Consider the following 18,636-nt stretch of genomic DNA (forward strand, 5'->3'; position numbering starts at 1 on the left):
GTTCCCGCTTTTGTTTCGCGGTTTCCTTTCCGGCGGTTCCGACTTTATCAGAAGTTCTGAGTCGGTTTTCCCGGCCCCTCCCGGGGACTGGTTCCGAAGCACGAAGCTTCCGGGTTCCCGTTCAGGCGGAGCCGTAAACGTACTGGAGCGGGGCGCCCCGATGCAAATCGAGGAGCCCCGCTCCGGGTTCACGCGTACAACCGGTCCTGCGTCGCTCAGACCTCTACGACGACCGGGAGGATCATCGGCCTGCGGCGATAGGTGTCCGAGACCCACTTGCCGAGGGTTCGGCGGATGAGTTGCTGCAACTGGTGCGGCTCGACCACGCCGTCCTGGGCCGAGCGTTCCAGGACCTCGGCGATCTTCGGCATGACATCGCCGAAGGCCGAGTCCTCGATACCCGAGCCGCGGGCCTGGATGTGCGGGCCCCCGGTGATCTTGCCGGTGGAGGAGTCCACGACGACGAAGACCGAGATGATTCCTTCGTCGCCCAGGATCTTCCGGTCCTTCAGCGCCGGCTCGCCGAGGCCGACGGAGAGGCCGTCGACGTAGACGTAACCCGCCTGGACCTTGCCGGAGATTCTGGCCTTGCCCTCGACGAGGTCGACGGCGATGCCGTCCTCGGCGATGACGATGCGGTCGTGCGGGACGCCGGTCAGGGCGCCCAGCTCGGCGTTGGCACGCAGGTGGCGCCATTCGCCGTGGACCGGCATCAGGTTCTTCGGGCGGCAGATGTTGTAGAAGTACAGCAGCTCGCCGGCCGAGGCGTGGCCCGAGACGTGGACCTTGGCGTTGCCCTTGTGGACGACGTTCGCGCCCCAGCGGGTCAGGCCGTTGATCACGCGGTAGACCGCGTTCTCGTTGCCCGGGATGAGGGACGACGCCAGGATCACCGTGTCGCCGGGGACGATACGGATCTGGTGGTCGCGGTTGGCCATGCGGGACAGGGCGGCCATCGGTTCGCCCTGGGACCCCGTACAGACCAGGACCACCTCGTGGTCCGGGAGGTCGTCGAGGGTCTTGACGTCCACGACCAGACCCGGCGGGACCTTCAGGTAGCCCAGGTCACGGGCGATGCCCATGTTGCGGACCATCGAGCGGCCCACGAAGGCGACCCTGCGGCCGTACTCGTGCGCCGCGTCCAGGATCTGCTGGATGCGGTGGATGTGGCTGGCGAAGCTCGCCACGATGATCCGCTTGCGGGCGTTCCCGAAGACCTGGCGCAGGACGTTCGAGATGTCGCGCTCCGGCGGGACGAATCCCGGGACCTCGGCGTTCGTGGAGTCGGTGAGGAGGAGGTCGATGCCTTCCTCGCTCAGCCGTGCGAACGCGTGGAGGTCCGTGAGCCGGTTGTCCAGCGGAAGCTGGTCCATCTTGAAGTCGCCCGTGTGGACGACCATGCCGGCCGGGGTGCGGATCGCGACCGCGAGGGCGTCCGGAATGGAGTGGTTGACCGCGATGAACTCGCAGTCGAAGGGGCCGATGCGCTCGCGGTTCCCCTCCACCACCTCGAGGGTGTACGGGCGGATGCGGTGCTCCTGGAGCTTCGCCTCGATGAGCGCGAGGGTCAGCTTGGAGCCGATCAGCGGGATGTCCGGCTTCTCCCGGAGGAGATAGGGGACGGCGCCGATGTGGTCCTCGTGACCGTGCGTGAGGACGATGCCCTCGATCGCGTCGAGACGGTCCCGGATGGACGAGAAGTCGGGCAGGATCAGGTCGATTCCGGGCTGCTCCTCCTCGGGGAAGAGCACTCCGCAGTCGACGATCAGCAGACGGCCGTCGAACTCGAAGACCGTCATGTTCCGGCCGATCTCGCCGAGGCCGCCGAGCGGGGTGACCCTCAGGCCGCCCTTGGGAAGCGGCGGGGGCGGGCCCAGTTCGGGATGCGGATGACTCAAAAGACTCTCCTCAAACACGCGCGCCACGTACCGGTGGGCACGTGGCGCGCATGACGTTCGTGCAGAAGCAGTTGTCGTGTGGGATCGCAGGCACCGGTGGCCTGCCTATTCAGTTGTGAAGTCTGTTGTCAGAGCTGTACCCCGCCCGCGGCAAGATCGATCTTGAGCTGTTCGACCTCTTCGGAGGAGCACTCCACCATGGGCAGCCGCAGCGGCCCGGCGGGCAGGCCCTGGAGGGCGAGCGCGGCCTTGGTCGTCATGACGCCCTGGGTGCGGAACATACCGGTGTAGACCGGGAGCAGCTTCTGGTGGATCTCGGTGGCCTTCTGGACGTCACCGGCGACGAAGGCGTCGACGAGGGCGCGCAGGTCGGGCGTGACGACATGGCCGACGACCGAGACGAAGCCGACCGCGCCGACGGAGAGGAGCGGGAGGTTCAGCATGTCGTCGCCGGAGTACCAGGCGAGGCCGGAGCGGGCGATGGCCCAGCTGGCGCGGCCGAGGTCGCCCTTGGCGTCCTTGTTGGCGACGATCCTCGGGTGCGCGGCGAGGCGGACCAGCGTCTCGGTGCTGATCGGGACGCCACTGCGGCCGGGGATGTCGTAGAGCATGACCGGCAGCTCGGTGGCGTCGGCGACGGCCGTGAAGTGGCGGTGCAGGCCCTCCTGCGGGGGCTTGTTGTAGTACGGCGTGACCACGAGCAGGCCGTGCGCGCCGGTCTTCTCGGCGGCCTTGGCCAGATCGATGCTGTGGTGGGTGTCGTTGGTGCCGACGCCGGCCACGATGTGGGCCCGGTCTCCGACGGCCTCCAGGACGGCTCGTACCAGGTCCGATTTCTCCGCGTCGCTGGTGGTGGGGGACTCGCCGGTGGTGCCGTTGACGATCAGGCCGTCGTTGCCTGCGTCCACCAGGTGGGTGGCGAGCCGCTGTGCGCCGTCGAGGTCGAGTGCGCCGTCCGCCGTGAACGGCGTGACCATGGCGGTGAGGACCCGCCCGAAGGGGGTCTGCGGAGTGGAGGTCGGAGCCATGGGGAACACGCTACTCGTTGCTCACCCCGTGGTCTTCCCTCGGGGGGTTGCGAAAAGTCAGGACAAATGTGGAGCCCGGTACTGCCTGCTCGGGGGTTCAAGCAGTACCGGGTCCGTTTGATCAGGCTAGATGAACTTCTCTAAATGCCGCAATACGGACACTTCGCTCGGATGACCCGCACATGTGTGCCTGGCCCCAGAACATGCCTTCGCTACGGGGCGACGCGACCGTTGGCATTGAAGGCGGCGTGCGTCAGAGGCATGAGCTTCATCCACTCGGCCTCCATCCGCTCGCCCACCATCTCGATCTCCCGCTGCGGGAAGGACGGCACCTTGGCCAGCTCGTGCTGGGTGCGCAGGCCGAGGAAGTGCATCAGCGAGCGGGCGTTGCAGGTGGCGTACATCGAGGAGAAGAGGCCGACGGGGAGCACGGCGCGGGCGACTTCACGGGCGACGCCGGCGGCGAGCATCTCCTGATAGCGCTCGTACGCCTGAATGTACGACTCCTGCATCGAGCGTTCCATGATCTCGTGCTGTGCTTCGCTGCCCGGCACGAACTCGTACTTGCCCGGACGTCCCTGCTGGACGAGCTTGCGGTCCTCGCCGGGGACGTAGAAGACCGGCTGGAGTTCCCGGTAGCGCCCCGACTCCTCGTTGTACGAGTTGTGCACGACGATGTCGTTGGCCAGGAAGTTGTGCCAGGGACCTTCCACGGAGAGGTCGTAGGTCATCTCCTCGCCGGCCTCCTCGATGGCGACGACCGGGTCCGCGACCGCCTTGGCGCTGTGGCCGCCGCGCTCGGCCCGTGCCTGTTCGCCACCGCTCCTGGCGGTGTGGCAGGGCTCGCACGCGGGAGCGAGATTGCTCTCGTCGAGGGCTCGCGCCAGGTCGCCCGCGACGGGGACGACGTGGTCCAGGGCGAGCTGGTCGCGCGAGAACTCCTGGTCACACAGGTGGCAGGTGTCGACGTCCTTGATCAGCCGCTGTCGCTGCGCGGAGGTCCACACCCCGATGCCGCGGTGCAGGCTCGGCGGGATCGGCGCCTTGGACGGCTCGGGGGCGGTGCCCGCCACCATGACGGCGTCGCCGACGGTGAGCTCTCCCGCCTTGACCCAGCCCTCAGGGGTGAACACGGCGTGATCGACCGTGCAGCGGAGCGCCTTGCCGGAAGCGGTGGTGATCTTGATGAGCGGCTTGACGCCCGACTCGATCACATCGACGATCCTGCCCCGCTGGGCGAGCAGGGTCTCCTCGTCGTAGCACCGCACGTGGTTGCGGCGCACCGACTCGAGCTTGCGAAGACGCGTGCCCGGGTGTTCCTCGCGGAATTCGGCCACGGCGGACTCGGCCGCCTCGCGGTTCTCGTACAGGCCGAGGTAGTGATCGCTCTCCTCGTGCCGGACCTGGGCCGCCCACCTGCCCGCCCGGCTGTTCCACGTCACTCCGCCGGCGGAGTGCGGCAGGCGGTCCTCCGCGCCCAGGTGCCACAGCTCGTGCAGTTCGGCGATGGTCCGTCGACGGGGCCGGCCCGCCTCGCTCTCCAGGGTGATCTCGGTGTCGCCCGCCACGCACCAGCCGACGCGGTGCCGCATGAACTCGCGGAAGACGAAGATCGGGGCGCTGATGAAGAAGGTCATCGAGTTGTGCTCGAAGGGGCTGCCGTGCCGGTCCCGCATCAGGTAGTTGATCAGGCCCTTCGAGCGCTCGGGGTCCTTCGTCAGCTCTTCGAGGGACTGCTCGCCGGCCGTGGAGACACGAGCGGCCCACAGCACGTCGGAATCTGCGGCGCTGTGCTTGACCAGCTCGACGGTGACGTCACTGCGGAAGCTGGGCTTGAGGTCGTCGGCGGGGGTGTCGGTCACGGGTCGGAGGGTCCCTTCCATCACTTCTCTGGGCGGCGCCCACTCTACGGGCCGCCTCTGACATCGGGGCGTTCGGTGCCGGGACCCGACATCTTCGAAGAATTTCCGTGGATTCGGGACAAGCAGGCACCATTCGCGTCACTCGTTCGTCTGTGTCGGTGAAAGCCGTTCGATCACACCGAAAGGAGCGGCACCCCGATGTTCCGCCGGCGCGAACCCGTCCCGTTCGCCTTCCTCGCCGAAACCGACAGGTTCCGCAGCAATGTCACTCGCCCGCCCCGTGAGCGCTCGTCCATGGGCCAGATGGCCGGGGGCTGGCTCCTGGGGCTCACCATCGTCTCCGCGCTGGTGGGTTCGCTGGTCATCGGGATGCCGGCGCTGACCCTCGATCACACCGCGGACACACCGCAGTCCCAGGCGTCCCAGGGACGCTGACGCCTCCACCACCGCCCGAATGCCGTGGGAGATACCCCCATGGCCCCCCGATGGTGGTGAGCGCGGACACGGGCGGATAGCCTCACCGGGCACAGCCCACGCATGGACGAGTGAGGACCAGCCGTGCCCCTGCCCTTCCTGACGGCCGACCGCGCATTCGAGGCTGCGGACGACGTCGCGTTGCCCTTCGAAGACCGTGAGCGCTGGCGGCGCCCCTACCGCCCCGGGCCCTGGCGCGTGGGTGTGGCCGCGCTGGCGCTGCTGCTCGCCTCCTACGTGCTGTTCGCGGCGGTGATCATCGCCGTGACCGGTTCGGTCACCGAGGCCGGTGTGATCCTCGGTGCCTCGCTGCTGGTGATCCTCTGTGCGCTGCGGCTGCTGCGCATGGGTGTGTGGGTGAGCGAGCGCGGGCTGCGGCACGTCGGCTTCCTTCTCACCCGGACGCTGCCCTGGGACCGGGTCGTGGCCGTGCGGACCGTGCAGCAGCCGGTGCGTTGGCTGGGGCTGCCGCGGACCGTGCAGGGCCAGGCGCTGACCCTCGTACGACGGGACCGGGAGGCGGCGGACGTCATGCCGCTGCTGACCACGCACGGGGCGGACTTCCTGGCGCGGGCCGAGGCGTTCGAGCGGGCGGCGGACACCATCGAGGCGTGGGCCTCGGAGAACCGCCGCGTCTGAGCGCCCGTCCGAAGAGTTCCGACACGCCGAAGGGGCCGGTCCGCAGGGGATGCGGGGCGGCCCCTTCGGCGTGGGCAGGCACACGTGCGCGGCCGGCACGAGCAGGGATGAGCAGACGGAGCGGGTGCGCGCGTGCGCGTCACTCGGGTCGGCTCAGGCCGTCTCGATGCGCCTGCCGTCGTGGAGGCTGATCGCGCGCTGCATGGCCTTGCGGGCGCGGGGGGTGTCGCGGGCGTCGTGGTAGGCGACGGCGAGCCGGAACCAGGTCCGCCAGTCCTCGGGTGCGGCCTCGGTCTCCGCCTTGCGGCGGGCGAAGGCCTCGTCGGCGGCATCGCGGTCGATCCGGCCGGCGGGAGTGCGCGGCAGGTCGTCGACCGGGAGGCCTCCCTCGGAGTCCAGCTCGGCGGCGAGGGCGTTGGCCCGGCGGACGAACTGGGTGTTCTTCCAGAGGAACCAGACACCGATGACCGGCAGGATCAGCACCGCGACACCGAAGGTGACGGTGATGATCGTGCCGGACCGTATGAGCATCACACCGCGGCTGCCGACCAGGACGAAGTAGAAGACCAGGACGGCGGCCGTGACGGCGTAGGAGAGCTTGGCGCGCATGTCAGCCCAGGTCCAGGAAATGCTCCAGGCCGAAGGTGAGACCCGGAGTCGTCACCACCCGGCGGGCACCGAGCAGGATGCCCGGCATGAAGCTGCTGTGGTGCAGCGAGTCGTGGCGGACGGTGAGGGTCTCGCCCTCGCCGCCCAGCAGGACCTCCTGGTGGGCCAGCAGGCCGCGCAGCCGGACGGCGTGCACGGGGACGCCGTCCACGTCGGCGCCGCGCGCGCCGTCGAGGGCCGTCGTCGTGGCGTCCGGGGCCGGTGCGGTGCCGGCCGCGCGGCGGGCCTCGGCGATGAGCTGGGCGGTGCGCGTGGCGGTGCCGGAGGGGGCGTCCACCTTGTTCGGGTGGTGCAGCTCCACGACCTCGACGGACTCGAAGTAGGGCGCCGCGATCTGCGCGAACTTCATGGTCAGGACCGCGCCGATGGAGAAGTTCGGCGCGATGAGCACACCGGTCTCCGGGGAAGCGGCCAGCCAGCCCTTCAGCTGCGCGAGGCGCTCGTCGGTCCAGCCCGTCGTACCGACGACGGCGTGGATGCCGTGGCCGAGGCAGTACTCGAGGTTCTCCATCACGGAGGCCGGCGTGGTGAGTTCCACGGCGACCTGGGCGCCGGTCTCGGCCAGCGTCTCCAGCTTGTCGCCCCGGCCCAGGGCGGCCACCAGCTCCATGTCCTCGGCGGCCTCGACGGCCCGGACCGCCTCGGAACCGATCCGGCCCTGGGCGCCGAGGACCGCCACGCGCAGCTTGCTCATCTGTTGTGCTTCCTTACTGGAGTGGATTAGGCGACCGCGTCGTGCAGCCGGGCGGCCTGCTTGTCCTTGAGCGGGCCGATGACCGACAGCGACGGGCGCTGTCCCAGGATGTCGCGGGCCACCGAACGGACCTCGTCCGGGGTCACCTCCGCTATCCGGGTCAGCATGTCGTCGACGGACATCTGCTCGCCCCAGCACAGCTCACTCTTGCCGATGCGGTTCATGATCGCGCCGGTGTCCTCCAGACCGAGGACCGTGGAGCCCCTCAGCTGGCCGATGGCGCGCCCGATCTCTTCGTCGGACAGGCCGTGCTCGGCCACCTGGTCCAGTTCGTCGCGGCAGATCTTCAGGACGTCGTGGACCTGCGAGGGCCGGCAGCCCGCGTACACGCCGAAGAGGCCGCAGTCGGCGAAGCCGGACGTGTACGAGTACACGCTGTAGGCCAGGCCGCGCTTCTCGCGGACCTCCTGGAAGAGCCGGGAGGACATGCCGCCGCCGAGGGCGGTGTTCAGCACGCCGAGCGCCCAGCGGCGGTCGTCGGTGCGGGCCAGGCCGGGCATGCCGAGGACGACGTGGGCCTGCTCGGTCTTGCGGCCGAGCAGTTCGACGCGGCCCGCGGTGCGCAGGGTGCGCCGGCCGTCGCGCGGGGCGATCGGGCCGGCGTCCGGGCTCTTGAGGGCGCCCGCCTTCTCGAAGGCCGCGCGGACCTGGCGTACGACCTTGTTGTGGTCGACGTTGCCGGCGGCCGCGACCACCAGGTGGGTGGGGTCGTAGTGCTTCTTGTAGAAGCGGCGGATGCGGTCGGCGGTGAGGGCGTTGACCGTGTCGACCGTGCCGAGGACGGGGCGGCCGAGGGGGTTGTCGCCGAACATCGTGTGCGCGAACAGGTCGTGCACACAGTCGCCCGGGTCGTCCTCGGTCATCGCGATCTCTTCGAGGATCGCGCCGCGTTCGACGTTGACGTCCTCTTCGCGGATGAGCGAGCCGGTCAGCATGTCGCAGACGACGTCGATGGCGAGCGGGAGGTCGGCGTCGAGCACGCGCGCGTAGTAGCACGTGTACTCCTTGGCGGTGAACGCGTTCATCTCGCCGCCGACCGCGTCGATCGCGGAGGAGATGTCCAGCGCCGACCTGCGGGTGGTGCCCTTGAAGAGCAGGTGCTCAAGGTAGTGCGTGGCGCCGTTCAGGGAGGGGGTCTCGTCACGGGAGCCGACGTGGGCCCAGATGCCGAAGGTCGCCGAGCGGACCGAGGGAAGGGTCTCGGTGACGATGCGCAGGCCGCCCGGGAGGGTGGTCTTGCGGACCGTGCCGATGCCGTTCTCGCCCTTGATCAGGGTTTGGGTACGGGCGACGGCCCGCGCCTCCGAAGAGGTGCGGGCCGTCGCCGTGGAGCTACGAGACGTCACTTGTCGGTGTCGTCCTTCTTGTCGTCGTCCGCTTCCTCGCCCTCGACCACGGGGATCAGGGAGAGCTTGCCGCGGGAGTCGATCTCGGCGATCTCGACCTGGACCTTGGAGCCCACACCGAGAACGTCCTCGACGTTCTCCACGCGCTTGCCGCCGGCGAGCTTACGGATCTGCGAGATGTGCAGCAGACCGTCCTTGCCCGGGAGCAGCGACACGAACGCGCCGAAGGTGGTGGTCTTGACGACCGTACCCAGGTAGCGCTCGCCGACCTCCGGCATGGTCGGGTTGGCGATGCTGTTGATTGTGGCGCGGGCGGCCTCGGCCTGCGAGCCGACCTGGGCACCGATGTAGATGGTGCCGTCGTCCTCGATCGTGATCTCGGCGCCGGTGTCCTCCTGGATCTGGTTGATCATCTTGCCCTTGGGGCCGATGACCTCACCGATCTTGTCCACGGGGATCTTGACGGTGATGATCCGCGGGGCGTTGGGGGACATCTCGTCCGGCGTGTCGATCGCTTCCATCATCACGTCGAGGATGTGGAGGCGGGCGTCACGGGCCTGCTTGAGGGCCGCGGCCAGGACGGAGGCCGGGATGCCGTCCAGCTTGGTGTCGAGCTGGAGGGCGGTGACGAACTCCTTGGTGCCGGCGACCTTGAAGTCCATGTCGCCGAAGGCGTCCTCCGCACCGAGGATGTCGGTGAGGGCGACGTAGTGCGTCTCGCCGTTGATCTCCTGGGAGATCAGACCCATGGCGATACCGGCGACGGGGGCCTTGAGGGGCACACCGGCGTTCAGCAGCGACATGGTGGAGGCGCAGACCGAGCCCATGGACGTCGAGCCGTTGGAGCCGAGGGCCTCGGACACCTGACGGATCGCGTAGGGGAACTCCTCGCGCGTCGGCAGGACCGGCACGATGGCGCGCTCGGCGAGGGCGCCGTGGCCGATCTCGCGGCGCTTGGGGGAGCCCACGCGGCCGGTCTCGCCGACGGAGTACGGCGGGAAGTTGTAGTTGTGCATGTAGCGCTTGCGGGTCACCGGGGAGAGGGTGTCCAGCTGCTGCTCCATCCGGAGCATGTTGAGGGTGGTGACGCCCAGGATCTGGGTCTCGCCACGCTCGAACAGCGCCGAGCCGTGCACGCGCGGGATGGCCTCGACCTCGGCGGCGAGCGTACGGATGTCCGTGACGCCGCGGCCGTCGATGCGCTTCTTCTCCTTGATCACGCGCTCGCGGACGAGCTGCTTGGTCAGGGAGCGGTAGGCGGCGGAGATCTCCTTCTCGCGGCCCTCGAACTCCGGCAGGAGCTTCTCGGCGGCGAGCGCCTTGACGCGGTCCAGCTCGGCCTCGCGGTCCTGCTTGCCGGCGATCGTCAGCGCGGAGGCGAGCTCCGGGCGGACGGCGGCGGAGAGCGCCTCCAGGACGTCGTCCTGGTAGTCGAGGAAGACCGGGAACTCGCCGGTCGGCTTGGCGGCCTTGGCGGCGAGGTCGGCCTGGGCCTTGCAGAGCACCTTGATGAAGGGCTTCGCGGCGTCCAGACCGGAGGCGACGACCTCCTCGGTGGGCGCCTCGGCGCCGCCCGCGACGAGCTGGATGGTCTTCTCGGTGGCCTCGGCCTCGACCATCATGATCGCGACGTCGCCGTCCTCGAGGACGCGACCGGCGACGACCATGTCGAAGACGGCGTCCTCGAGCTCGGTGTGCGTCGGGAAGGCGACCCACTGGCCGTTGATCAGCGCGACGCGGACGCCGCCGATCGGGCCGGAGAAGGGCAGGCCGGCCAGCTGCGTGGACGCGGACGCGGCGTTGATGGCCACGACGTCGTACAGGTGGTCGGGGTTGAGCGCCATGATCGTGGCGACGACCTGGATCTCGTTGCGCAGGCCCTTCTTGAAGGACGGGCGCAGCGGGCGGTCGATCAGGCGGCAGGTGAGGATCGCGTCCTCGGACGGCCGGCCCTCACGGCGGAAGAAGCTGCCGGGGATCTTGCCGGCGGCGTACATCCGCTCCTCGACGTCCACCGTGAGGGGGAAGAAGTCGAGCTGGTCCTTGGGGTTCTTGGAGGCGGTGGTGGCCGACAGCACCATGGTGTCGTCGTCCAGGTACGCCACGGCGGAGCCGGCGGCCTGCTTGGCCAGGCGGCCCGTCTCGAAGCGGATGGTGCGGGTGCCGAAGGAGCCGTTGTCGATGACGGCCTCGGCGTAGTGGGTCTCGTTCTCCACTAGCGTTTTCTCCGTTACTTTGTCGTCTTTCGTCCCGCGGCTGCCCGTGTGGCAGGGGGACGGTGGCGGAGAAGCGCTCCGGGCGGTGCGGGCCGGTCTTCGATCGAAGCACCCGGGGCTCACTTCCCCCGGGGGCCACTACCGAGGACCGGCGGCGGCGAGGTGCGCTTCTCCTCGTGCGATGTGCGTGGCTGACGGCCTACCCGCTACGGGTACGGGTCATCACGCTGTGTCGTGCGTATGGCGTTGTGCTACCACACTACAAAGGGGTGGTGACAGTCCGCACGTTTCCGTACGTACAGCAAAAGGGAGCGGCCCCCTCGAACGGGAACCGCTCCCTGCACAGCGACTTACTTGGCGCCGGCCGCACCGCGGCGGATGCCGAGGCGGTCGACCAGCGCACGGAAGCGCTGGATGTCCTTCTTGGCCAGGTACTGCAGCAGGCGGCGACGCTGACCGACCAGGATCAGCAGACCACGACGGGAGTGGTGGTCGTGCTTGTGGGTCTTGAGGTGCTCGGTCAGGTCGGAGATCCGACGCGACAGCATGGCGACCTGGACCTCGGGGGAGCCGGTGTCGCCCTCCTTCTGGCCGAACTCGGAGATGATCTGCTTCTTCGTAGCGGCGTCGAGCGACACGCGTACTCCTCGTAGTCTTTGATGCGCCACCGAGTGCCCCCGGTCTCTTTCTCGGGGGAGCTTCCGTGACTCGGGAGGCAGGGATCCGCTGGGCGCGCCCTCCGGGGATTCCCTTACGGGGCTCCGGGGGTGCGTACACAAACGGCCGAAAGCCAGGGTACCAGCAGGTGGGTACCGCCCTCGCCCCGATTTCCGAAGCCCATGGCCGGCGGGGGCTCTGCCACTAGGGTGACCGATCGGATCATCCGTACGTCGGGAAGGGGTCGCTTCGTCATGGCGGAGGAAGTGAACGGGGCCGGGGCCGGGGACGTCAGGGCGCGCAAGGAGCGCGAGCGGGACGAGTTGTACGCGCTCGACATCTCGGGCGTCGCGTGGGAGTGCGCGCCGGGTACGGAGCAGCACGAGGAGCGCGTCGAGATCGCCCACCTGCCCGGCGGGGCCGTGGCGATGCGGTCGTCCCTCGACCCCGGCACGGTGCTGCGCTACACGGAGGCGGAGTGGCGGGCGTTCGTGCTGGGCGCGCGGGACGGCGAGTTCGACCTGGAGCCGGCACCGCGGCCCGGGGGGCCGGCGGCGGGGTGACGCAGGGCCGGGCGGCGGGGCTGCCCGGCCCCGGCGGCGGGGCTGCCCGGCGGCGCGGCTGCTGGTCCCGGCGGGCCGGCCTTCGCGGCGGGACGACGGCCGTCCGTGTGGGCCGCCACGCGCGCGTGGTCACGGTTTCCGCTTCGCTGTCGTGCTCGGGAGGCCGGTGACCGGGTCGGTCGGAGACCGGATCGGTCGGAGACCCGGGCGGCCGGTGACCGGGCGGCCGGAGACCCGGTCGGCCGGAGACCGGGCGGGCCGGAGACCGGGCCGGTGACCGGGTCACCGCACCCCGCACCACCCCGCCCCACCCCGCACTCTCAGCTGGTCATCGCCCGAGCCGCCGCGTACACGTCGAAGACGGCCAGGGCCAGCGGCACCAGGGTCAGCAGGACGAAGCCCTCGGCGATCTCCATGAAACGGCCCCAGAACGGGGTGACGCCGCCGCGCGAGGCGACCAGGCCGATCGCCGTGACGATCGCGGAGGTGGCCGCGATCGCCGCCACCAGCCAGATGGTGCGCAGGTCGAGGTCGCTGCGGTCACCGGTGAGGGCGTCGCGGAAGACCGACAGGGGCGGGTTGAGCGCCAGCCCGAGTCCGAGCAGGACGAGGGAGGCGAGGCCCGCCGCCAGGACCGGGGCGACCTGGGCGGTGTAGCGGAAGAGGTGCGCGCGCATCAGCAGGGCGACGCCCACGGCCAGGGCGAGCAGCTGGGCCCAGGAGCCCTCGGAGAAGCCGAGGACCGCGCAGGCGCCGGCCGCGATCAGCGCGCAGCCGCCGACCAGGCCGACCAGGAGTTCGTGGCCGCGGCGGGCCTGGGCGGTGATGCGCTCGACGTCGACCGGTTCCTGGGGCGCGGGGTCGGCGCCGTAGCGGCTGCGCGGGGTGGCGTCCGGGGCGTCGAAGCCGATCGGGAGCCGGGCGAAGCGCATGGACAGGCCGGGCAGGAAGGCCAGGGCGCCCACCGCGACGGGGGCGCACAGGGCGGCGATCTCGGACGGCGTCCAGTGCGCGAGCATCCCCGCGAACACCGCGAGGAGCGCCAGGCCGGAGGCGAACGTGCAGGCGACGAACGGGCCGTCGCCGCCGGGCGAGCACAGGGTGAGCAGGACCGCGGCGAGCAGTACGGCCGCGCAGGCCAGCAGGAACTGGAGCTTGCCGATGCCCTGGCCGTCGGCGAGCGGGAGGAGTCCGGAGCCGGCGACGCCCACGTTCGGCAGCGCGCCGAGTCCCAGGGCGACCGCGGAGGGCCGGTCGTCGTAGACGCGGGCGCGGACGCAGGCGAGGGTGACCAGGAGGACGCCGACGACCGCGGCGAGGACGCCCGGCAGCGAGTTCATGTCGTGGTGGGGGTCGCCGGTCCAGGCCACGAAGGCGAGCAGGGCCGGCAGTACACCGCCGCCGACGAGGCCCGCCGCCCGGGTGAGGTCGCCGCTCCACAGGGTGTGTTCGCGGGTGACGGCCGAGGCGACCGCCTCGGACACGTCGTCGTAGACGGCCGGCGGCAGCGACTCGGAGAAGGGGCGCAGTGTGAGGAGTTCGCCGTCGAGGATGTGCTGGGCGGAGAACGAGCGCGAGCCGTCGAGGACGCGTCCGTCGCGGCGGACGAGGTGGTAGCCGACCGGCGCGCCCTCGGCGGGGCTCTGCCGGGAGAGCCGGAGGATCTCCGGATAGATGTCGACGACGGGGATGTCGTCGGGCAGGGCCACGTCGATCCTGCTGTCGGGCGCGACGATGGTGACCCGGCAGAAGCCGAGCCCGGTCCCGGAGGCGGCTCCCGTTCCGTGCCCTCCCCCGGTGGCTGCCGCGGAGGCCGTGATGCTCACCTGCTGCTCCCCCTCAGTGATGGTTCCGCGTTGGCGGTGTGAAAGTCCTGCGCCGGTTCGCGCCCCGGCGGACCGGTGGGTCCTGGCGGGCGGCGGAACAGACGCCGCAGGGCGGCCGACGGGCGCCGAAGCATCCCGAATCCCAACGGAATGTCCGGGCCGCCGTGGCCCCCGTCGCATGTGCTCACGCGAACATCCGGCACCCTACCGCCCTCTCGTCGCACAAGAAGTCAGTAGGATCACGCGGCGGCCTTCGTCCGCCTGACACGGGGTGGCGGACGGTCTTTACCCGGAACTGCCCGGGGCCGCTGAGGGAATTGGTGAGCAGTGAGCCACATCGTCGTGAAGCGACCGCCTCGGTCGCTGCCGTCCGAAGTGCCCACGGGCGAGATCGCCGTGCAGCCTCCGCCCGAACTGCCGCGGGGGCATCAGGAGAGCGTGCTGATGCAACTCCTGCCGACGCTCGGCATGGGTGGCTCGGTGGTCTTCTTCTTCACAAGCGGCCAACCGTTCATGAGGATCATGGGCATGATCATGATCGCCTCGACGGTGGCCATGTCCATCGCGATGGTGGTGCGCTTCCGGCGCGGCTCCCAGGGGCAGTTGGCGGACATGCGCCGCGACTACCTGAGCTATCTCGCGCAGACCCGCCGCGGCACGCTGGACACCGCGCGGGCGCAGCGGGACGCGCAGTACTTCCTGCACCCCTCCCCCGAACAGCTGTGGGCGCTGGTCGCCGAGGGCAGCCGGGTGTGGGAACGGCGGCCCGGGGACGAGGACTTCGCGCAGGTCCGCATCGGGCTGGGCGCGCAGGCGCTCGCCACGCCGCTCGTCGCGCCCGAGACCGGGCCCGTCGAGCAGCTGGAACCGCTGACGGCGGGCGCCCTCCAGCGCTTCCTCGCCGTCCACGGCTCCCTGGACGACCTGCCGATGGCGGTCTCCCTGCGGGCCTTCTACCACGTGACGGTCAGCGGCGAGCCGCAGTCCGTACGGTCCTCCGCGCGCGCCCTGGCCGGTTCGCTGGCCGCGCTGCACTCCCCCGAGGACCTGGTCCTCGTCGTGGCGGCGGGCCGGGAGGAGCTGGCGCACTGGGAGTGGGCCAAGTGGCTGCCGCACGTGCAGACCCGGGACGCCGTGGACGGGGCGGGCAGCCGCCGGCTGATCGGCGCCGACGCGCGCGAGCTGGAGAACCTGCTCGCGTCCCGGCTGGCCGGCCGGCCCCGGTTCCACCCCAACGCCGCGCCGCTGCCGGACGAGCCGCACATCGTCGTCCTCCTCGACGGCCTCTCGCTCCCCCCGGACTCGCTCCTCGCCAACCCCGAGGGCCTTCAGGGGGTGACGGTCCTCGAGGTCGTCCCCGGCGAACTGACGTCGGCCGGCGGCGAACTGAACATCGTCGTACAGCCCGGCGCGCTGCACCTGGAGTCGGGGCACGGGGTCGTGTACGAGGGGACGCCCGACGTCCTGTCGCAGGAGTCCGCCGAGGTGCTCGCGCGGCAGCTGGCGCCGCTGCGGATGGCGTCCGGCGGGGACGACGACGAACCGCTGCTGGCCAACCTGGAGTTCACCGATCTGCTGAGCCTCGGTGACGCGGCCTCCGTCGACCCCCGGCGCACCTGGCGACCGCGGTCGCTGGCGGAGCGGCTGCGGGTGCCGATCGGTCTCGGCGAGGACGGCCGGCCCGTGATGCTGGACCTCAAGGAAGCGGCGCAGGAGGGCATGGGCCCGCACGGACTGTGCGTGGGCGCGACCGGTTCCGGCAAGTCGGAGCTGCTGCGCACGCTGGTGCTCGGCCTGGCGGTCACCCACTCCTCGGAGACCCTGAACTTCGTGCTCGCCGACTTCAAGGGCGGCGCGACCTTCGCCGGGATGGCGCAGATGCCGCACGTGGCGGCCGTCATCACCAACCTGGCGGACGACCTGACCCTGGTCGACCGGATGGGCGACTCCATCCGGGGCGAGCTGAACCGCCGTCAGGAGATGCTGCGGGACGCGGGCAACTACGCCAACATCCACGACTACGAGAAGGCGCGCGCGGCGGGCGCCCCGCTCCAGCCGATCCCCTCGCTCGTCCTGGTCATCGACGAGTTCAGCGAGCTGCTCACCGCCAAGCCGGACTTCATCGAGATGTTCGTGCAGATCGGCCGGATCGGCCGTTCGCTCGGGGTGCACCTGCTGCTGGCCTCGCAGCGCCTGGAGGAGGGCCGGCTGCGCGGCCTGGAGACGTATCTGTCGTACCGGATCGGTCTGCGGACCTTCTCGGCGGCCGAGTCCCGGGCCGCGCTGGGCGTGCCGGACGCCTACGAGCTGCCGAACGTGCCGGGTTCGGGCTTCCTGAAGTTCGGCACGAACGAGATGGTGAGGTTCAAGGCGGCGTACGTCTCCGGTGTCTACCGTTCGGGCAGCCAGCGCGCGTCGCTGGGCGGCGGCCCGCTGCCGGTGGACCGGCGCCCGGTGCTGTTCACGGCGGCCGAGGTGCCGGTGCAGTACGCGCCGGTGCCGCAGCAGCGGCCCGGCGCGGACGAGCCGGAGGTCGACGAGGCCCTCGCCGACACCGTGCTCGACGTGATCGTGCGCCGGTTGGAGGCGCAGGGTCCGGCGGCGCACCAGGTGTGGCTGCCGCCGCTGGACAGCCCGCCGTCGCTCGATGTGCTCCTGCCGGGGCTGGCGGCGGTCCAGGGCCGCGGTCTCACCCAGCCCGGGTACGAGGGCGCGGGCCGGCTGGTCGTGCCGGTCGGCCTGGTGGACAAGCCGTACGAGCAGCGCCGCGACGCCCTCTGGGTGGACTTCGCCGGCGCGGCCGGCCACATGCAGATCCTCGGTGGCCCCCAGTCCGGCAAGTCGACCCTGCTGCGCTCCCTCATCTGCTCCTTCGCGCTCACCCACACGCCGCACGAGGTCCAGTTCTACGGCCTCGACTTCGGCGGTGGCGGTATGGCGGCCGTGGCCGGGCTGCCGCACGTCGGCGGGGTGGCCTCGCGGCTCGATCCCGAGCGCGTGCGGCGCACGGTGGCCGAGGTGTACGGCGTGATGACCCGCCGCGAGGAGTACTTCCGCTCGGCCGGCATCTCCTCCATCGCCGACTTCCGGTCCAAGCGGGCCCGCGGCGAGATCTCGGTGACGGACCAGCCCTGGGGCGATGTCTTCCTGGTCATCGACGGCTGGGGCAACTTCCGCGCCGACTACGAGGCGATGGACCAGATCGTCCACGAGATCGCGGCACGCGGCCTCGGCTACGGCATCCACCTGGTCCTGACGGCGTCGCGCTCGATGGAGGTCAGGGCGGCCCTCAAGGACCACCTGATGAACCGGCTGGAGCTGCGGCTCGGCGACACGATGGACTCCGAGCTGGACCGCAAGGTCGCCGCGAACGTCCCGACGGGCGTTCCGGGCCGTGGTCAGTCGCCGCAGAAGCTGCACTTCATGGCGGCGGTCCCGCGCATCGACGGGCTCGCCTCGGACACGGACCTCTCCGACGCCACGCAGGCGCTGGCCACGGAGGTCTCCCGCCACTGGCAGGCGGCGCCGGCCCCCGAGGTACGGCTGCTGCCCCGGGAGTTCCCGGCCGCGGACCTGCCCCCGGGCGACCGGTTCCCCCGGCAGGGAGTCGCCTTCGCGCTCGACGAGAACAACCTCGAACCGGTCTACGTCGACTTCGAGCAGGACCCGTTCTTCCTGGTGTTCGGCGAGAGCGAGTCGGGCAAGTCGAACCTGCTGCGGCTGCTGATCAAGCAGCTCAGCGAGCGCTACTCCGGCGACGAGTGCAAGCTGTTCGTGGTCGACAACCGGCGCTCCCTGCTGGACGTCACGCCGGCCTCCCACCTGGCCGAGTACATCCCGATGTCCAACGCCATGGACCACCACATGTCCGCCCTGGCCAACCTGATGCAGCGCCGCACCCCGACCGCGGACGTGACGGCGCAGCAGCTGCGGGACCGCAGCTGGTGGCAGGGACCGACGGTGTTCGTCGTCGTCGACGACTACGACCTCGTGGCCACGTCGAGCGGCAACCCGCTGGCGGGGCTGACGGAGATGCTGCCGTTCGCCCGGGACGTGGGTGTGCGTTTCATCATCGCGCGCTCCACGGCCGGCGCGGGGCGGGCCGGGTACGAGGCGTTCATGCAGCGGATCAAGGAACTGGGCGCGCAGGGCGTGGTGCTGGCCGGCGATCCCGGCGAGGGCGATCTGCTCGGCGGGGTCCGGCCGCGGCCGATGCCGGCGGGGCGGGGCATCTTCGTCTCGCGGCGCCGGGGCAAGCCGCTGGTCCAGGTGGGGTGGGCGCCGGAGGGGGCGTTCTGAGTGGCGTACGGATGCCGGGAGCGGCGCACGACGACGACGTACGAGGCGTCTGAAGGGATGTGCTGATGGCCGGGGTGGGGGTCTTCCTGATCCTGCTGGCTCTGGTGCTGGTCGGGCTCGGCGCTGCCGACCAGCGGGCGCTGTGGTGGCGGTTCCAGGCCCGCCGGTTCCGGGATCCGGAGGCGAACGAGCCGTCGGACTCGGAGTACCGGTCGAAGCGGGTCGTGGCGTTCCTCTGCGCGGCGTTCATGCTGGGGTTGGCCGTGTGGACGTTTCAGCTGGCCGCCCAGATGTGAGCCCGGGGGCCTCGGGCCGTGCCTCACAGCGTCGAGGCGTACAACCCTGCTGGGGAGCAAGTTGGTGAGATCCGTGAACTCGCTTGAATCGCGTACACGGATCTGACCT

At 70.6% G+C, this 18,636-nt stretch carries 14 protein-coding genes and 1 pseudogene; 5 read left to right on the forward strand and 10 right to left on the reverse strand.

Translation table 11 applies throughout. The features are described from left to right. Nucleotides 1-215: 215 nt before the first annotated feature. From IE275_RS25030 to IE275_RS46090, 4 genes and pseudogenes are all read right to left on the reverse strand, one after another. Nucleotides 216-1,898, reverse strand: a complete 1,683-nt coding sequence (locus IE275_RS25030; protein WP_189713658.1) for a ribonuclease J — start codon at nucleotides 1,896-1,898, stop codon at nucleotides 216-218. Nucleotides 1,899-2,026: 128 nt separating this feature from the next. Beyond that, complete coding sequence (dapA, locus tag IE275_RS25035; RefSeq protein ID WP_189713659.1) at nucleotides 2,027-2,926, reverse strand: 4-hydroxy-tetrahydrodipicolinate synthase; 900 nt, start codon at nucleotides 2,924-2,926, stop codon at nucleotides 2,027-2,029. 212 nt (nucleotides 2,927-3,138) lie between these two features. Further along, nucleotides 3,139-4,518: an FAD-dependent thymidylate synthase gene (gene thyX / locus IE275_RS25040; protein WP_229870569.1), complete on the reverse strand. Its 1,380-nt coding sequence runs from the start codon at nucleotides 4,516-4,518 to the stop codon at nucleotides 3,139-3,141. Further along, a pseudogene (locus IE275_RS46090) lies at nucleotides 4,498-4,788 on the reverse strand (FAD-dependent thymidylate synthase); the annotation flags it as partial. The gene thyX and the pseudogene IE275_RS46090, both read right to left, overlap by 21 nt. Nucleotides 4,789-4,986: 198 nt before the next feature. On the opposite strand from IE275_RS46090, the gene IE275_RS25045 reads away from it, so the two are divergent. Next, nucleotides 4,987-5,223 (forward strand): hypothetical protein, encoded by a 237-nt coding sequence (locus IE275_RS25045; protein WP_189713661.1) that lies wholly within the window; start codon nucleotides 4,987-4,989, stop codon nucleotides 5,221-5,223. 123 nt (nucleotides 5,224-5,346) lie between these two features. Further along, nucleotides 5,347-5,901: an SCO5741 family PH domain-containing membrane protein gene (locus IE275_RS25050; RefSeq protein ID WP_189713662.1), complete on the forward strand. Its 555-nt coding sequence runs from the start codon at nucleotides 5,347-5,349 to the stop codon at nucleotides 5,899-5,901. Between the two features lie 153 nt (nucleotides 5,902-6,054). On the opposite strand, the gene IE275_RS25055 is transcribed toward IE275_RS25050, so the two are convergent. The 5 genes from IE275_RS25055 to rpsO form a co-directional block, all read right to left on the reverse strand. Continuing rightward, nucleotides 6,055-6,510: a tetratricopeptide repeat protein gene (locus IE275_RS25055; RefSeq protein ID WP_189713663.1), complete on the reverse strand. Its 456-nt coding sequence runs from the start codon at nucleotides 6,508-6,510 to the stop codon at nucleotides 6,055-6,057. 1 nt (nucleotide 6,511) lies between these two features. Further along, complete coding sequence (dapB, locus tag IE275_RS25060) at nucleotides 6,512-7,264, reverse strand: 4-hydroxy-tetrahydrodipicolinate reductase (RefSeq protein WP_189713664.1); 753 nt, start codon at nucleotides 7,262-7,264, stop codon at nucleotides 6,512-6,514. Between the two features lie 26 nt (nucleotides 7,265-7,290). Continuing rightward, entirely contained in the window at nucleotides 7,291-8,670 is a 1,380-nt protein-coding gene (locus IE275_RS25065) for a M16 family metallopeptidase (protein ID WP_189713665.1), read from the reverse strand. Further along, entirely contained in the window at nucleotides 8,667-10,886 is a 2,220-nt protein-coding gene (locus IE275_RS25070; RefSeq protein ID WP_189713666.1) for a polyribonucleotide nucleotidyltransferase, read from the reverse strand. The genes IE275_RS25065 and IE275_RS25070 overlap by 4 nt, the downstream gene beginning before the upstream one ends. Nucleotides 10,887-11,236: 350 nt before the next feature. Further along, nucleotides 11,237-11,524, reverse strand: coding sequence for a 30S ribosomal protein S15 (rpsO, locus tag IE275_RS25075; protein WP_037741887.1), 288 nt, complete (start codon nucleotides 11,522-11,524; stop codon nucleotides 11,237-11,239). A gap of 273 nt (nucleotides 11,525-11,797) precedes the next feature. Here rpsO and IE275_RS25080 point away from each other — a divergent pair, with 273 nt between their 5' ends. Continuing rightward, the gene (locus IE275_RS25080; protein ID WP_189713667.1) at nucleotides 11,798-12,106 is read left to right on the forward strand and encodes a DUF397 domain-containing protein; all 309 of its coding nucleotides are present in this window, start codon (nucleotides 11,798-11,800) and stop codon (nucleotides 12,104-12,106) included. Nucleotides 12,107-12,426: 320 nt separating this feature from the next. On the opposite strand, the gene eccD is transcribed toward IE275_RS25080, so the two are convergent. Beyond that, the gene (eccD, locus tag IE275_RS25085) at nucleotides 12,427-13,932 is read right to left on the reverse strand and encodes a type VII secretion integral membrane protein EccD (protein ID WP_189713668.1); all 1,506 of its coding nucleotides are present in this window, start codon (nucleotides 13,930-13,932) and stop codon (nucleotides 12,427-12,429) included. Between the two features lie 327 nt (nucleotides 13,933-14,259). On the opposite strand from eccD, the gene eccCa reads away from it, so the two are divergent. Next, entirely contained in the window at nucleotides 14,260-18,231 is a 3,972-nt protein-coding gene (eccCa, locus tag IE275_RS25090) for a type VII secretion protein EccCa (RefSeq protein WP_189713669.1), read from the forward strand. Between the two features lie 65 nt (nucleotides 18,232-18,296). Next, nucleotides 18,297-18,527 carry a DUF6199 family natural product biosynthesis protein gene (locus IE275_RS25095; RefSeq protein ID WP_189713670.1) on the forward strand — a complete coding sequence of 77 codons (231 nt, stop codon included), beginning with the start codon at nucleotides 18,297-18,299 and terminating at the stop codon, nucleotides 18,525-18,527. Nucleotides 18,528-18,636 lie beyond the last annotated feature (109 nt).

This window comes from Streptomyces phaeofaciens, from assembly GCF_014648915.1.
Lineage (GTDB): Bacteria > Actinomycetota > Actinomycetes > Streptomycetales > Streptomycetaceae > Streptomyces > Streptomyces phaeofaciens.

Excerpts from the sequence above, each read along its gene's own strand:
- dapA (WP_189713659.1), bottom strand. The coding sequence starts at position 2,926 with ATGGCTCCGACCTCCACTCCGCAGACCCCCTTCGGGCGGGTCCTCACC.
- thyX (WP_229870569.1), bottom strand. The coding sequence starts at position 4,518 with ATGCGGCACCGCGTCGGCTGGTGCGTGGCGGGCGACACCGAGATCACC.
- IE275_RS25045 (WP_189713661.1), top strand. The coding sequence starts at position 4,987 with ATGTTCCGCCGGCGCGAACCCGTCCCGTTCGCCTTCCTCGCCGAAACC.
- IE275_RS25055 (WP_189713663.1), bottom strand. The coding sequence starts at position 6,510 with ATGCGCGCCAAGCTCTCCTACGCCGTCACGGCCGCCGTCCTGGTCTTC.
- dapB (WP_189713664.1), bottom strand. The coding sequence starts at position 7,264 with ATGAGCAAGCTGCGCGTGGCGGTCCTCGGCGCCCAGGGCCGGATCGGT.
- IE275_RS25080 (WP_189713667.1), top strand. The coding sequence starts at position 11,798 with ATGGCGGAGGAAGTGAACGGGGCCGGGGCCGGGGACGTCAGGGCGCGC.
- IE275_RS25095 (WP_189713670.1), top strand. The coding sequence starts at position 18,297 with ATGGCCGGGGTGGGGGTCTTCCTGATCCTGCTGGCTCTGGTGCTGGTC.